Annotated in this window: 9 protein-coding genes and 2 pseudogenes; 9 read left to right on the top strand and 2 right to left on the bottom strand. The window is 73.0% G+C overall.

From position 1 onward, the window contains the following. Positions 1–99 precede the first annotated feature (99 nt). On the bottom strand, positions 100–1,749 hold the full coding sequence (locus GLX30_RS07785) for an acyl-CoA dehydrogenase family protein (RefSeq protein ID WP_159685247.1): 1,650 nt from the start codon (positions 1,747–1,749) through the stop codon (positions 100–102). A gap of 17 nt (positions 1,750–1,766) precedes the next feature. Between GLX30_RS07785 and GLX30_RS07780 the strand changes: the two genes are divergently transcribed. Together GLX30_RS07780 and GLX30_RS07775 are read left to right on the top strand one after the other, a co-directional pair. Further along, positions 1,767–2,918: a YihY/virulence factor BrkB family protein gene (locus tag GLX30_RS07780; RefSeq protein ID WP_159685244.1), complete on the top strand. Its 1,152-nt coding sequence runs from the start codon at positions 1,767–1,769 to the stop codon at positions 2,916–2,918. Positions 2,919–3,646: 728 nt separating this feature from the next. Then, positions 3,647–4,359, top strand: a pseudogene (locus tag GLX30_RS07775) (helix-turn-helix domain-containing protein). Here the strand turns inward: GLX30_RS07775 and GLX30_RS07770 are convergent. Continuing rightward, positions 4,299–4,690 (bottom strand): annotated as a pseudogene (locus GLX30_RS07770) (VOC family protein). The pseudogenes GLX30_RS07775 and GLX30_RS07770 sit on opposite strands and share 61 nt — an antisense overlap. Positions 4,691–4,800: 110 nt before the next feature. Between GLX30_RS07770 and GLX30_RS07765 the strand changes: the two are divergent. The 7 genes from GLX30_RS07765 to GLX30_RS07735 all read left to right on the top strand — a co-directional run bounded on the left by GLX30_RS07765 (position 4,801) and on the right by GLX30_RS07735 (position 13,169). Continuing rightward, complete coding sequence (locus GLX30_RS07765; protein WP_159685241.1) at positions 4,801–5,502, top strand: response regulator transcription factor; 702 nt, start codon at positions 4,801–4,803, stop codon at positions 5,500–5,502. Between the two features lie 5 nt (positions 5,503–5,507). Further along, positions 5,508–6,623 (top strand): HAMP domain-containing sensor histidine kinase, encoded by a 1,116-nt coding sequence (locus GLX30_RS07760; protein WP_159685240.1) that lies wholly within the window; start codon positions 5,508–5,510, stop codon positions 6,621–6,623. A gap of 130 nt (positions 6,624–6,753) precedes the next feature. Beyond that, positions 6,754–7,623 carry an ABC transporter substrate-binding protein gene (locus GLX30_RS07755; RefSeq protein ID WP_159685237.1) on the top strand — a complete coding sequence of 290 codons (870 nt, stop codon included), beginning with the start codon at positions 6,754–6,756 and terminating at the stop codon, positions 7,621–7,623. A gap of 229 nt (positions 7,624–7,852) precedes the next feature. Next, on the top strand, positions 7,853–8,902 hold the full coding sequence (locus tag GLX30_RS07750; RefSeq protein ID WP_208545385.1) for an NADP-dependent oxidoreductase: 1,050 nt from the start codon (positions 7,853–7,855) through the stop codon (positions 8,900–8,902). Next, the gene (locus tag GLX30_RS07745; RefSeq protein ID WP_159685235.1) at positions 8,899–9,951 is read left to right on the top strand and encodes an alcohol dehydrogenase catalytic domain-containing protein; all 1,053 of its coding nucleotides are present in this window, start codon (positions 8,899–8,901) and stop codon (positions 9,949–9,951) included. The genes GLX30_RS07750 and GLX30_RS07745 overlap by 4 nt, the downstream gene beginning before the upstream one ends. A 191-nt stretch (positions 9,952–10,142) precedes the next feature. Further along, entirely contained in the window at positions 10,143–11,141 is a 999-nt protein-coding gene (locus GLX30_RS07740; RefSeq protein WP_244258059.1) for a hypothetical protein, read from the top strand. A 105-nt stretch (positions 11,142–11,246) separates the two neighbouring features. Then, a complete protein-coding gene (locus GLX30_RS07735) occupies positions 11,247–13,169 on the top strand; it encodes an NAD(P)-binding protein (protein WP_159694915.1) in 1,923 nt (640 codons plus the stop codon). The last annotated feature ends 450 nt before the right edge of the window (positions 13,170–13,619 follow it).

The raw sequence follows: 13,619 nt of genomic DNA, 5'->3' as shown, positions 1-13,619 counted from the left end.
GTCGCGGGTGCGGGCCGTCTCACAGCGGCCCGCACCCGTTCGGTGTCTCACGACGGGCGTCCGCCCCGGTCGCCCCGCACGCGGGGCCCCGCCCAGGGCTCACACCACCGCGCGGGCCCGCTCCACGATCGAAGCCAGGTCCAGAGTGTGCGGAAGCGTGCCGAACACCGACCCGCCGTCGCCACCCAGACGCGACGCGCAGAACGCGTCCGCCACCTCCGGCGGGGCCCACCGCACCAGCAGCGAACCCTGCAGCACCAGCGCCATCCGCTCCACCAGCCGGCGCGCCCGCGCCTCGATGCCGTCCAGATCCGCCAGCTCCGTCAGCACGCCCTTGATCGCCCCGTCCAGCCGGTGATCCGCGCCCCGCGCCCTGCCCACCTCCTGGAGGAAGGCGTTCAGCGCCGACGGCTCCCTCTGCAGCACCCGCAGCACATCCAGCGCCTGCACATTGCCCGACCCCTCCCAGATCGAGTTCAGCGGCGACTCCCGCAGCAGCCGCGGCATGCCCGACTCCTCCACATAGCCGTTGCCGCCCAGACACTCCAGCGCCTCCGCGACCACCGGCGTGCACCGCTTCGCCACCCAGAACTTCGCCGTGGGGACCGCCAGCCGCAGGAACGCCCGCTCCTGCTCCGTGTCCGCGTCGTACGCCGCCGCCAGCCGCATCCCGAGCGTCGTCGCCGCCTCCGACTCCAGAGCCAGATCGGCCAGTACATTGCGCATCAGCGGCTTGTCGATCAGCAGCCCGCCGAACGCGCTCCGGTACGCCGTGTGATGGATCGCCTGCGCCACCGCCTGCCGCATCAACGCCGCCGAACCGAGGACACAGTCCAGACGGGTCGCCGCCACCATCCCGATGATCGTGCGCACCCCCCGCCCCTCCTCGCCGACCCGCCGCGCCCACGTCCCCTCGAACTCGACCTCGGCCGAGGCGTTGGACCGGTTGCCGAGCTTGTCCTTCAGCCGCTGGATCCGGAAGACGTTCCGGCTGCCGTCCTCCAGCACCCGCGGCACCAGGAAACAGCTCAGCCCGCCCCGTCCCGCGGCCGGGGCCACCTGCGCCAGCACAAGGAAACCGTCGCTCATCGGAGCCGAACAGAACCACTTGTGCCCCGTCAGCAGGTACTCGCCGTCCTGCGCCAGCGGCTCGGCACGCGTCGTGTTCGTCCGCACGTCGCTGCCGCCCTGCTTCTCCGTCATGCCCATCCCGAACAGGACCCCGCGCTTCAGCGACGCCGGACGCAGGCCCTCCTCGTACACGGTCGACGTCAGCCGCGGCTCCCACTCGGCGGCCAGCACCGGATCGGTACGCAGCGCCGGCACAGCGGCGTGCGTCATCGACACCGGGCAGCCGTGACCCGCCTCGACCTGCGTCCACACCAGGAAGCCGGCCGCCCGGCGGACATGCCCGCCCGGCCGGCCCCAGGCACTCACCAGACCCGCGGAGACGGCACGGCCCAACAGCCGGTGCCAGGCCGGGTGGAACTCCACCTCGTCGACCCGGTGCCCGTACCGGTCGTGCGTCCGCAGCCTCGGCGGACACCCGTCCGCCTGCGCCCCCCACTCCTGGGCCTCCACCGAACCCGCCGCCCGGCCGAGCACCGAGAGCTCCTCGCGCGCCGCGTCACCGGCCTCCGCCGCCACATGCCGGTCGACCGCCTCCGCGAGGGCCCGGTCGGTGGCGAACACGTCGTGCCCCACCAGGGGCGGAGGCTGGTTGGACACTGTGTGGGTGCTGGCTGCCATGCCGATACGGTAAGGAGGTGCAGGCAGCAAACGAAACACCCGAGCGGCCGTCGGGCCGGCTCCACCGGGCCCGAGTCCTCTACCGCAACGTCTCGAAGCGGAAGATGGCATGGCTGCTGCTGAAAGACACCGTCAATTCGTGCATCGAGTACCGCATCCTCGGCCTGGCCGCCGAGGCGGCGTTCTTCACACTGCTGTCCGTCCCGCCGCTGATGCTCGGACTGATCGGCCTCCTCGGCTACATCGACGACTGGACCAACACCACCACCGTCGCCTCCATCGAGGAGAACATCCTCACCGCCGTCGGCACCGTCCTGTCCGACCGCGGCGTCAACGACATCGCCAAACCCCTCCTCGAAGACGTCACCCACGGCGGCCGGCCCGACCTCATCTCCATCGGCTTCGCCATCGCCCTGTGGTCCGGATCGCGGGCCGTCAACGTCTTCATCGACACCATCACCGTCATGTACGGGCTCGACGGCCACCGCGGCATCGTCGCCACCAGGCTCCTGGCGTTCCTGCTGTACATCGTCGCCCTGCTGATCGGCGCGGTCGTCCTGCCGCTCGCCGTCGTCGGCCCCGACCGGGTCGTCGAACTGATGCCCTGGGGCACGGAAGTCGTCCGGCTCCTGTACTGGCCCGTCGTCATCCTGCTCTCCATCGCGTTCCTCACCACGCTCTACCACGTGTCCGTGCCCGTGCGGTCCCCCTGGGTCGAGGACATCCCCGGCGCGCTCGTGGCCCTCGGCATGTGGGTCCTCGGCAGCTTCCTGCTGCGGATCTACCTCACGAGCACGGTCGAAGGCCCCACGATCTACGGATCGCTCGCCGCGCCCATCGCCTTCCTCCTGTGGATGGGAATCTCCGCGTTCGCCGTCCTCGTCGGCGCGGCCGTCAACGCCGCGATCGACCGGGTCTGGCCGTCGGTCGCCACGGCGGCGGCCCGCGCCGCGAACGAGCGGGCGCGCGCCGCCGACGCGGCGCAGCTGCTGGCGCGGGCGCGCGCGGCGGAGATGTACGGCGACGCGGACGACGACGGGGACGACGAGGAGGGCGGCGGGGACATGCCGTCCGAATTCCCGGAGCGTTGGTCGAAGTTCCTGCCGGTGGACGACGTGCGGGCGCGGCTGCACTCGACGAAGGAGAACGGCCGGGAGGGCCGCGAGTAGATTCCTCTTGGGCGCTGCGCGCCCGGGCGTGGCCCGTGTTCGGCCCGGCCGGCCTGCTTGGACATGGCCCGGTCCGGTGCGTGGCGCCCCTGGTGGGGCGGGGCTGGTCCTGTGCGTGCGCCCCTGGCGGGGCGGGGCTTACCCGGGGTGCCCTTGCGGGCGTGGTCCGGTCCGGGTGAGTGTCGCCCTCTCCGGGGGCCGCCCGGCCCGGTGCGCGTCGGCCCCTGCGGGCTGGGCCCGGTCCTGGTGCGTGTGCCCTTGCGGGGCGGGGGCGCCGGCTCGGTGGTGGGTGCGGGTGTCGGGGCCTCCGGAGGGGGGTGTCCGGAATGGCTGTCCTCACCGCGCTGCGCGCGAGTTACGACGCTTTACTTCCGGACACCCCCTCCTACGACCCCGCCCCCCTCACGTCCGGTACCGCCCGTACCGGCCGGTGGCCGACTTCACGCTGAGGCGGCGGTCCGGCCTTGGGCGGGAACAGCTCGGTGGGACCGCACGTGGGGTGCCCGTCGGTGTTCGTTCCGGGGCGGCCGCTGAGCTCGGCCGGTGTCCGTTTCCGTCGGGCGCGCTGGGGCGGGCGGTGTCGCGGCGCGAAGCTGCCGTCCTAGGGGTGTGGGGGCGTCAGCCCCCACCAACTTCCCCTCGCCGGGGAGGGGCCGGGGGCGCCGGCCCCCGTGGGGTCCGGGGCTTGCCCCGGTTCGGAAGCCCCGCAGGGGCATAGCCTCGGAGGTATGTACGCGGAGCGCGTCTCGGTCGTCCCCGGGGCCGTCGTGTGGACGCGGAGTGCCGGTCCCGGGGCCGGACCCGTGCTGCCCGACGGCTGTATGGATCTGCTCTGGTCGGAGGGGCGGCTGCTCGTCGCCGGGCCCGACACGCACGCGCAGACCCCCGGCGCGGCCGGGTCCTGGGCGGGAGTGCGGTTCGCGCCCGGGAGCGCGCCCGCCGTGCTGGGTGTGCCCGCGCACGAGCTGCGGGACCGGCGGGTGGAGCTCGCGGACCTGTGGGGCGACGCGGAAGCGCGCAGGCTCGCCGAGCGGATCGGTGAGGCCCCGACGAGGCGGTGGAGCTGGAGGCGATCGCCCTGGAGCGGGCCGTTCCGCCGGACCCTCTGCTGGGGGCCGTCGTACGGCACCTGGACGCCGGCGGCACGGTCGCCGACGCGGCCGACGCGGCCGGGCTCGGCGCCCGGCAGTTGCACCGGCGGTCGCTGGACGCCTTCGGCTACGGCCCCAAGACGCTGGCCCGCATCCTGCGACTGCAACGTGCCCTGGCGCTGGTGCGCCACGGCGTCCCGTACGGGGACGCCGCACACCGCGCCGGCTGCGCCGACCAGGCGCACCTCGCCCGGGAGATGCGCGCGCTGGCCGGGATCACGCTGGGCGCCTACGAAGTGCTGGCGAAGAGCGAGACGCCGAGCCCGTCGGGGTCGAGGACGACGGCGTAGCGCTGGCCCCAGACGGCGTCCCAGGGCTTGAGGTGGCCCCGATATCCGGCGGCGACGAGTTCGTCGTACAGGGCGTCGACCTCCGCGGGGCTGTCGCAGAGGAACGCCGGTGCCATGCGTTCGCCGCCTGTGGGGCGGGTCCAGTCGGGGTCGAAGGAGCGGACCGTCTCCTCGGTGTCCCACATCAGGCGCAGCCCCCGGGCAGTACGGCCTCCGCGTGCGGCGCGGAGTCCGCCTCCGCGGGGATGTCGAGACCGAGGCGGCGGTAGAAGGCGAGTGAGGCGGCCATGTCGCTGACGACCAGGCCGATTGCGTCGAATCGTGGAGTCATGCCCACCAAAGTAGGGCGGGACGGGCCGCTGGTCTTGAACGAATCGGACGTCACGGTTTCGTAAGGCGCCCGGCCGGTGGGACGTCCCGGCGGGCGAGGACACTGGCTGTATGCAGAGCATTCTGGTCGTGGACGACGACCCGACGGTCGCGGAGGTCGTCACCGGGTACCTGGAGCGCGCGGGTTTCGCCGTGGACCGTGCCGCCGACGGGCCGCAGGCGTTGCGGCTCGCGGCCGGGCGGCGACCCGACCTGGTCGTGCTGGACCTGATGCTGCCGGGCATGGACGGCCTGGAGGTGTGCCGCCGGCTGCGGGCCGGTGAACAGGCGCCCGTACCGGTGATCATGCTCACGGCGCGCGGTGACGAGGACGACCGCATCCTGGGCCTCGAAGTGGGCGCGGACGACTACGTGACCAAGCCGTTCAGCCCGCGGGAGCTGGTGCTGCGGGTCGAGTCGGTGCTGCGCAGGGGCGGCGGGGGAGCGGGGGAGCGGCGCGCCGGGCCGGAGCTGGCGGCGGCGGGCATCGTGCTGGACCCGGGTGCCCGGCGCGCGACGAAGGACGGGCGCGAACTGGCCCTGACGCTCAGGGAGTTCGATCTGCTGGCCCATCTGATGCGGCACCCGGGCAAGGCGATCGGCCGTGAGCGGCTGATGCAGGACGTGTGGGGCTGGGAGTTCGGTGACCTGTCGACCGTGACCGTCCATGTGCGCCGCCTGCGCGGCAAGATCGAGGACGACCCGGCCCGGCCGAAGCTGATCCAGACGGTGTGGGGGGTCGGATACCGCTTCGACGTGGCGGAAGAGGGCTGATCGCCGTGCGGGACATGCTGCTCATCGCGTTCTACGCCCTGATGGGCGCTGCCGCGGCCGGGATCGTCGGCGCCCTCGTACTGCGGGTGCTGCGGCACCGTTCCGTCGCGGTGTCGCTGACCGTGGTCGCGGCGGTGACCGTGACCGCCATGCTGGCGGGCACCCTGGCGGTCGCACAGGCGATGTTCCTGTCGCCGCACGACCTGACCGTGGTCACGATGGTCGTGGCGATGGCGGCCGTGGTCTCCCTGGGCACGGCGCTGCTGCTCGGCAGATGGGTCGTCGCACGCAGTCGTGAACTGGCCCTCGCGGCACGGTCGTTCGGGGACGGCGGTTCCTTCGCCGCGCCCGGCGTCCCCTCCACGGCGGAACTGGAGGCGCTCAGCAGGGAACTGGCGGCCACCAGCGACAAGCTCGCCGAGTCCCGGCAACGGGAACGCGCTCTCGAGACGTCCCGGCGTGAGCTCGTCGCCTGGATCTCACACGATCTGCGCACCCCGCTCGCCGGACTGCGTGCCATGTCGGAGGCGCTGGAGGACGGCGTCGTCCAGGACCCCGACCGCTACTTCCGCCAGATCCGCACCGAGGTCGACCGGCTCAACTCGATGGTCGGCGACCTCTTCGAGCTGTCCCGCATCCACGCGGGCGCCCTCGCGCTGACCCCGACCCGTATGTCGCTCTACGACCTGGTCGGGGAGGCTCTCGCGGGCGCCGACCCGCTGGCCCGCGAGCACGGAGTGCGGCTGGTAGGTGACGGCGTCGAACCGGTGCCGGTCGAGGTGGACGGCAAGGAGATGACCCGGGTCCTCGCCAATCTGCTGGTGAACGCCATCCGCCGGACCCCTGCCGACGGCACGGTCGCCGTAGCCGCGGAACGGCGCCAGGACTGGGTGGTCGTCTCCGTCACCGACGGCTGCGGCGGCATCCCGGAGGAGGATCTGCCCCGGGTGTTCGACACCGGCTGGCGGGGCTCCCAGGCCCGTACGCCGCCGGCCGGTGCGGGTCTTGGACTGGCCATCGTCCGCGGGATCGTCGAGGCGCACGCGGGCCGCGCCGAGGTGAGCAACGTGAGCGGCGGCTGCCGCTTCGAGGTGTCCCTGCCCGCCGCAGCGCCGCGCTGACCGGCCGCGGTCCCGGGGAGCCGAAACAGCGCCGCCCGTGAGGCGTGAGGCGGCGGGCGGTGGGGCAGTCACACGTCGATGACCGGAGCGACACCACCGAACGACCGCTCGACGTGGGGGGCTTGGCCGCATGGCGCGACAATCGCACTGGGAATTCTTCGACGACCGCGGGCGGCTGGCTTCCGCACCGCGTACCCCGGCCCGGACGGTCACCTATATACAGGCGGGCGCCGCACTGTTCGACCACGGGCTGCTGCCGGCGGGCGTGTTCGGCTCCGCCCACGACGGCGCGGGCCCCGATCCGGCCAAGGCCGGCGACCTGCCGCTGACCGAGGTGAGCTACCTCGGGTCGGGCCCGGGTGTCGACGCGGACGCCGTACTGGCCACCGATCCTGATCTGGTGGTGGCCGTGACCTACGGCTCCGACCAGATCTACGGCCTGGATCCGGACACGGCCAAGTACCTGGAGGAACGCGTTCCGGTCGTTGTGCTCGACGTCGGCCAAGGGCGTTCGTTCGACGAGGTGCGTGAGCGGTTCGGCGCGCTGGCGCTCTCCCTCGGTGCGGTGCCCGACCCGTCGGCCGCGGCCGGACTCGAAGCGGCGCGGGCGCGGCTGGGCGCCGCCGCGGCCGAAGCGGCCGGGGTGCGGGTCCTGGCGCTGTCGCCGGCGGGGCAGGACAGCGTCCATCTCGCCAGGCCCGGTGCCTGGTCCGATCTGCGGGCCCTGTCGGCGTGCGGCGTCGGCCTGGCCGAGCCGGAAGCGGGCGCCGGGGTCAACTGGTCCACCACCGACTGGGCCGCCGCCGCCGGGCTGGAGCCGGACGTGGTTCTGGTGGATGTGCGGGCCAACGCCTTCCCCGTCGAGCGGTTGCGGGGGGTGGCGCACTGGGACGAACTCCGGGCCCGGGCGCGGCTCCTGCCGTGGAACCCTGAGATCCCGCCCAGCGCGCCGGCGCACACCCGTTTCTATGACGAGGCCGCCGAAGTCCTCGGGGCGTAGCGGCCCAGAAGGCAGGCGGGCGGCGCGCCCGGCCCTCGGTGGCCGGGTGATGTCGGCTGCGGCGTACGTCGCACCTGGAGGCTCTTGCCCCCGACGGGGCGGGGCCGTACGCTCACGGCGACGTACCGACTAGCCGGTATGCCCGGTGGTGCGTCGGTACACGGCGACGAACAGCCTGCCGGCTGTGCCCGCCGGCCCGATCCACCGCCGAACGCAGGAGCAGCCGGAGATGACCACAACCAACCGCCAGGTGCGCCTGGCCGCACGTCCCGCAGGCGAGCCGCGCGACACCGACTGGCAGCACGTCGAGGAGCCCGTCGGTGAGCCGGCCGACGGGGAGTTCCTGGTGCAGGTCCTGTACCTGTCGATCGACCCGGCGATGCGCGGCTGGATGAACGCCGGCCGGTCCTACATCCGCCCGGTGGAGATCGGCGAGGTGATGCGCGCCGGCGCGGTGGGCCGGGTGACCGCCTCCCGGCACCCCGGCTTCGCCGTCGGCGACCATGTGTCCGGCACGTTCGGCGTGCAGGAGTTCTGCCTCTCCGACGGGCGCGGCGTCATCAAGGTCGACCCGGCGGCGGCGCCCCTGCCGACCTATCTCGGCACGCTCGGCATGTCGGGCCTGACTGCCTACTTCGGACTCATCGACATCGGACGTCCCGAGCCGGGCCAGACCGTCGTGGTCTCCGGTGCGGCCGGAGCCGTCGGCAGCATCGTCGGCCAGATCGCCAAGATCCTCGGCTGCCGGGTCATCGGTATAGCAGGCGGTGAGCGCAAATGCCGCCTGGTGGTCGACGAGTTCGGGTTCGACGCCGCGATCGACTACCAGAGCGAGGACGTCCGCAAGGCGCTGCGCGAGCACGCCCCCGACGGCGTCGACGTGTACTTCGACAACGTCGGCGGCGACATCCTGGACGCCGTGCTGCTCCGGCTGGCGCGCGGAGCCCGCGTCGTGATCTGCGGTGCGGTCTCCCAGTACAACAGCACCCGGCCGCAGGGCCCCGCCAACTACATGTCGCTGCTGGTCAACCGCGCCTCCATGACAGGCATGGTGGTGTTCGACTACGCCGACCGCTACGCGGAGGGCGTCGCGCAGCTCGCGAAGTGGCGGGCGGAGGGCCGGCTCACCTCGCTGGAGGACGTGGTCCCCGGAGGGGTCGCGGCGTTCCCGGAGACCCTGATGCGGCTGTTCCGCGGTGCCAACCACGGAAAGCTGGTTCTCGAGGTCGCGGGTGGGCAAGGTACAGGCACAGCCAAAGGGGAGGGTGGGAGCCGGTGAAGGCGCTGACGTACCAAGGCCGTCATGACATCCGCTACGAGGAGGTCCCCGACCCGGTCGTGGCGAGCCCCACGCACGCGGTCGTCCAGGTCACCGCGGCCGGCATCTGCGGCAGCGACCTGCACATCTACGGCGGCAACCCGTTCAGTCCCGAGGTCGGCTACACCCCGGGGCACGAGTGCGTCGGCGTGGTCGTCGAGATCGGTGACCAGGTCACCCGCTTCCGGCCCGGTGACCGGGTCATGCTTCCCGCGTCGGTCGGCTGCACCCTGTGCCCGACCTGCGCGGCCGGCTACACCGCGCGGTGCGAGCGCGCCAAGAGCATGACCGACCTCTGCTACGGCGTGAGCCCGCAGCTCCCGGGCAGCCAGGCCCAGGCCCTCGCGGTGCCCTACGCCGACATCAACCTGATACGCCTGCCGGAGGACATCTCCGACGAGGCCGCCGTGGTGCTCACCGACAACGCACCCACGGCCTGGTACGGCTGCCGCCGCGCCCGCATCGGCCCCGGCGAGACGGTGCTCGTCATCGGCCTCGGCCCGGTCGGCCTGATGGCCGCCCAGTCCGCCTTCGCCATGGGCGCCGCACGGGTGCTGGGCGTGGACCTGGTCGCGGAGCGGCGTACCTTCGCCGCCACGCTGGGCGTCGAGCCGGTCGAGGGCGAGGACACCCGGGCGGCCGTGCGCGACATGACCGGGGGGCGCGGACCGGACGCCGTGGTGGAGGCCGTGGGCTCGGACGCCACCATCGAGCTCGCCCTCAAGACCGTGCGGCAGGCCGGACGGGTCAGCGTCGTCGGGGTCAGCCAGAACGAGGCCTTCCCCTTCCACATGGGGCTGGCGCAGGTCAAGGAGCTGGAGTTCGCCATCGGCCTGTGCTCGGTCCACTACGAGCTGCCGGTCCTGATGTCCCTCACCCAGGCCGGCCGGCTCACCCCGGAGGTCGTGGTCTCGCACCGCTTCGCGCTCTCCGAGGGCCCCGCGGCGTACGAACTGTTCAGCAGCCGCGCCGACGGTGTTCACAAGATCCTTCTCGATCCGTCCCGCTGATCCCTCTCGACGCCGCCGCGCCGGCCGTTGACGGGCCCGCGGCGGCTTCGCGCTCCGAGGGGTGACGTCCCAGGAGGAGGCGCCCGCCGGTCCAGGCGGGCGCCATTCCTCTGTCCTGTAGGTACCCCCCATGGGTATCTGCTACGGTGGTTTTCATACCCCCGCCGGGTATTTCTCCCCGAGGAGACGTCATGAAGACCCCCATGAAGATCACCGCCTTCGCCGCCGCGCTGGCCGCCTCTTTCGGAGCCGCCTACGGAGTGGGCAACGTGGTCGCGCCCGTCGGCACGGCGCCCGCGCCCGCCGCGCATTCGGAGCATCCGGCGGCCGGACGGGCGCCGGAGGAGCCGAGCGGCCACGGCCCCTCCGCGGCCGGTGGACTGCAGGTCTCCGGGGGCGGCTACACCCTCGACCTCGACACCCCGCGCATCACCGCCGGGCGGACCGCTGAGCTGCGCTTCACCGTCCGCGACGACGACGGCCGGCCCGTCACCGCCTATCAGCGCGAACACGACAAGGAACTCCACCTGATCCTCGCCTCGCGCGACCTCGGCACCTACCGCCATCTGCACCCCGCCAGGGCCGCCGACGGCACGTGGACCATCGCCACCGACCTGCCCAAGGCGGGGGACTACCGTCTCTTCGCCGACTTCACCCCGGCCGCAAAGGACGCGAAGAACCTCACCCTCGGCGCGGACCTCGCCGTCTCCGGCGCCTACCGGCCCGCCCAGCTGCCTGCCGCGGCCACAGTGGCGAAGGTCGACGGCTACACCGTCACCCTCGACGGCGCACTGCACCCCGGGAAGGCCGGCGAGCTGAAGTTGAACGTCTCCCGCGGCGGACGTCCCGTCACCGACCTCGAGCCGTACCTCGGCGCGTACGGGCACCTGGTGGCACTGCGCTCCGGCGACCTCGCCTACCTCCACGTCCACCCCGGCGGCGAGCCCGGTGACGGCACGACCCGCCCCGGACCCGAAGTGACCTTCACCGCCACGGCCCCGAGCCCCGGCGCGTACCGGCTGTTCCTCGACTTCAAGCACGAAGGCAAGGTCCGCACCGCCGTGTTCACCGTCGTCACGGCGGACACCCCCGGCCAGGGAACCGGTACGCAGGAGGACACGCCTCGGAACACGGAAGGGGACACGGGGGAGAGCCATGACGGGAGCGGGGACGGGCACTCGCACGAGTAGCCGGAGACCCCGCGGCGCAACCGGCCGGTGGAGCAGGGCAGTCTATGAGGTGTGTCCTCCTCCTCACTCCCTCATCAGGCGCAACACCCCGCCGCCCAGGGCCACATGATCGTGTGCGGGGACGACGCCCTCGCCCACCGGCTGGCCGGCGAACTCCGCGAGGTGTACGGCGAACGGGTCACCCTCGTCGTACCGGCAGCCCAGGCTTCACGGAGCCCTGAACTGCCGCTTTCCGGGCGGGTCAGGGCGTCCGCGCTCTTCGGCCGGATGTCCGCCGCCATGACCAGGGCCGTCGGCCCCACCGCCCCCACCGCTCCCGGTGACACCCCGCCGCCCGATCTGCCGAGGGTCGTCGAGACCCTGGAGCTCGACGAGAACGTACTCCTCGAAGCCGGCGTCGGCCGGGCCGCCGCACTGGCGCTGGTCCACGACGACGACGAGACGAACATCCGGGCCGCCCTCGCCGCACGCAGACTCAACCCCCAGTTGCGCCTGGTGATCCGGCTCTACAACCGCAAACTCGGCCAGCACCTCGCCGAACTCCTCGACCAGGCCGCCGCGCTGTCCCTCCCCGGCCTCACCGCTCAGGCACTCGACGCGTCGACCACCGTGCTCTCCGACGCGGACACCGCGGCCCCCGCGCTGGCCGCGACCGCCGTCGCCGGCACCAGCAAGATCGTCCAGGCGGACGGTCTGCTGCTGAGGGCCGTGGAGCGCACCCCGCCCGCCCGTGGCGAGGTCGCCGACCCCGGCCTGTGCACGCTCGCCCTGCTGTCGTCCACCACCAACGACCCCGCGGGCGCGGAAGGTTCCGACCGGAGCGGACAGGAAGGACCGCGCCTGCTGCCCGACGACCGGAGCGTCGCGGAGGCCACCGGACGCGGCACCGTTGTGCTCGAAGCCATCTCCTACCGAGCGGGGGGAAGGGAACCGGGCCCCCTCGCCGGCCGGAGCGTCCCCCTCGGCCGGCTGTTCTCCCGGCGGCTGCGCTGGTCGCTGGCAGGGCTCGGCGCCGCCGTCGTCGCCCTGGCCGTCGCCTCGTGGATCACCACCGGCGACGATCCGCTGCACGCCACGTACCTCGTCCTGCTGGACCTGTTCGCCATGGGCGACCCCGCGGCAGGCGCCGACGCCGACCGGCAGGTCCTGCAACTCCTCACCGGCCTGGCCGGTTTGATGCTGCTGCCGCTGGCGGTCGCGGCGGCGCTGGAGGCCCTCGGTACCTTCCGCACCGCGTCCGCCCTGCGCCGCCCGCCGCGCGGCCTGTCCGGACACGTCGTCCTGCTGGGGTTGGGGAAGATCGGCACCCGGGTGCTGATGCGCCTGCGGGAACTGGGCATCCCCGTCGTGTGTGTCGAGGAGGACCCCGAGGCCCGCGGCATCGCCCTCGTCCGCCGGCTGCGGGTGCCCACCGTGATGGGCGACGTGACCGAGGAGGGTGTCCTGGAGGCCGCCAAGATCCACCGGGCGCACGCACTGCTCGCCCTCACCAGCGTCGACACCACGAACCTCGAGGCGGCGCTCTACGCCCGCTCCGCCAAACCCGACCTCCGCGTGGCGTTGCGCATCTACGACGACGACTTCGCGACGGCCGTCTACCGCAGCCTGCGCGCCGCGCACCCCGATGCCCTGACCCGCAGCCGCAGCGTGTCCACACTCGCCGCGCCCGCTTTCGCCGTCGCCATGATGGGGCGCCAGATCCTGGGCGCCGTACCGGTGGAACGCAAGGTGCTGCTCTTCGCCGCCGTCGACGTGGCCGGACACCCCCAACTGGAGGGACGCACCGTCGCCGAGGCTTTCAGGCCCGGGGCATGGCGGATCGTCGCACTCGACGCCACGGACCCCGGCGACCGGCAACCCGACCTGGCGAACGCCCGCCGCGACCATGAAGGCAACCCGACCGGGCTGGTGTGGGACCTCCATCCCGGCTACGTGCTGCGGGCCCAGGACCGGGTGGTCGTCGCCGCGACGCGGCGGGGCGCCGCCGAACTCCTGGGACGGCGGCGACAGTTGCACCCGGGTGGATAGAAGGTGCGGCTTTTACTAGGTTTGCTGGGTGAATCCGCCTGATTGTCCTGCGGTAGAATTCTTTACCTAGTCATTGCAATGCTCCTGGAGCGGCGCAATGCGCGTCAGTGGCAGGAGGGTTTGCCGGCGCCATGCGGTGCCGGCCGGGCGGAGGGGTACGAGATGGCGCACGCGCGCATCAGCCGTGCCCGCCGTCTTGGCGGTTCGCCGCGCCTCGGCGGAGCGGCGTGTCCCGGTGGCTCGCCGCGTGTCGGCGGCTACGCGCGCCCCTGTGGTTCGCCGCGCCTCGGTGGTGTGTGTCCCGGCGTCGTACGCCACGGCGGCGTCACGCGCGGCGCCCGGACCGTGCGCATCGACGCGCGTGCGCGGGACGGTGTTCCCGATCCCACCCGTAGTGACCGACAGCCGGGCCCCACCGGGCCTGCCCGACTCACCTGACCGCCCCCCGAC

It is taken from the genome of Streptomyces sp. Tu 2975 (assembly GCF_009832925.1).
In the GTDB taxonomy this organism is placed as follows: domain Bacteria; phylum Actinomycetota; class Actinomycetes; order Streptomycetales; family Streptomycetaceae; genus Streptomyces.
Note: the sequence above shows the minus strand (reverse complement) of the source record. Positions and strands in the feature narration are given on the sequence as shown.